Source organism: Streptomyces sp. MnatMP-M17 (assembly GCF_900091995.1).
GTDB lineage: Bacteria > Actinomycetota > Actinomycetes > Streptomycetales > Streptomycetaceae > Streptomyces.
Genome location: NZ_FMDK01000711.1, coordinates 1 through 1428 on the forward strand (window position 1 = coordinate 1; position 1428 = coordinate 1428).

Annotated in this window: 1 protein-coding gene; it reads left to right on the forward strand. The window is 68.7% G+C overall.

Features of this window, described 5'->3' with window-relative positions; all coding sequences use genetic code 11:
- Window positions 1-204 precede the first annotated feature (204 nt).
- The gene (locus tag GA0115259_RS28925; RefSeq protein ID WP_093602489.1) at window positions 205-1410 is read left to right on the forward strand and encodes an IS110 family RNA-guided transposase; all 1206 of its coding nucleotides are present in this window, start codon (window positions 205-207) and stop codon (window positions 1408-1410) included.
- Window positions 1411-1428: the final 18 nt, after the last annotated feature.

Genomic DNA, 1428 nt, shown 5'->3' on the forward strand with positions numbered 1-1428 from the left:
TCCCTAAGAATGTGAGGCGGTCCGGGAGGACCGGGTGTGGCTGATGGTGGGTTGTCGTTTGTGACTCGGAAGGAATGGCCGCCCGGTCCTCCGGGACGCTCCGACCACTGATTGAGAACTGCGGTCATCGCTGGTTAGGGACCTGTCGGCGGGGTGTTCTTCGGACCACGAAGTGCTGGTCACGAGGGAGACGGAGCGACGGGCTTGAGCACGTCTGACAGGCGGATATGGGTCGGCATCGACGCCGGCAAGGGACACCACTGGGCGGTCGCGATCGACACCGACGGCGAGACGCTCTTCTCGACGAAGGTGATCAACGACGAGGCTCAGATCCTCACCCTCATCGACACCGCCCGTGAGCGGGCTGACGAGGTGCGGTGGGCGGTGGACATCTCCGGCCGGGCCTCCACCCTGCTGGTCGCGCTGCTGATCACGAACGGCCAGCAGGTCGTCTACGTGCCCGGCCGGACGGTCAACCGCATGTCCGGCGCCTACAGGGGCGAGGGCAAGACCGACGCAAAGGACGCCCGCGTCATCGCCGACCAGGCCCGCATGCGTCCGAAGGGCTTCGCCCCACTGGACGCACCGCCGGAGCTGGTCTCCACGCTCCAGGTGCTGACCAACCACCGGGCCGACCTGATCGCCGACCGAGTGAGGCTCATCAACCGGATGCGCGACCTGCTGGTCGGCATCTGCCCCGCACTGGAGCGGGCCTTCGACTACTCCGCGGCCAAGGGCCCGGTCGTCATGCTGACCGAGTACCAGACCCCGGCAGCCCTGCGCCGGATCGGCGTGAAGCGGCTGACGACCTGGCTGGAACGCCGCAAGGTCCGCGGTGCCGACGCCGTGGCGGCCAAGGCCGTCGAGGCTGCCCAGTCCCAGCAGATCGCACTGCCCGGCGAGAAGCGTGCGGCGAAGCTGGTCTGCGATCTCGCCCACCAGCTCCTGGCCCTGGACGTGCGGATCAAGGACAACGACCGGGAGATCCGCGAGACCTTCCGCACCGACGACCGCGCCGGGATCATCGAGTCCATGCCCGGAATGGGGCCTATCCTCGGTGCCGAGTTCGTCGCCATCGTCGGCGACCTGTCCGGCTACCGCGACGCGGGCCGCCTCGCCTCGCACGCCGGCCTGGCCCCGGTCGCCCGGGACTCCGGCCGCCGCACCGGCAACTACCACCGGCCCAAGCGATACCACCGGCGCCTGCGCTACATCTTCTACATGGCCGCGCAGACCGCGATGATGCGGCCCGGGCCGTCCAGGGACTACTACCTCAAGAAACGGGCCGAGGGGCTGCTGCACACGCAGGCCCTGCTGTCGCTTGCCCGTCGCCGGGTCGACGTGCTCTGGGCGATGCTGCGTGACCGAAGGCTGTTCACCTCCGCCCCACCGGTCACGCAAGCGGCTTGACACGATCATTGAGATTCC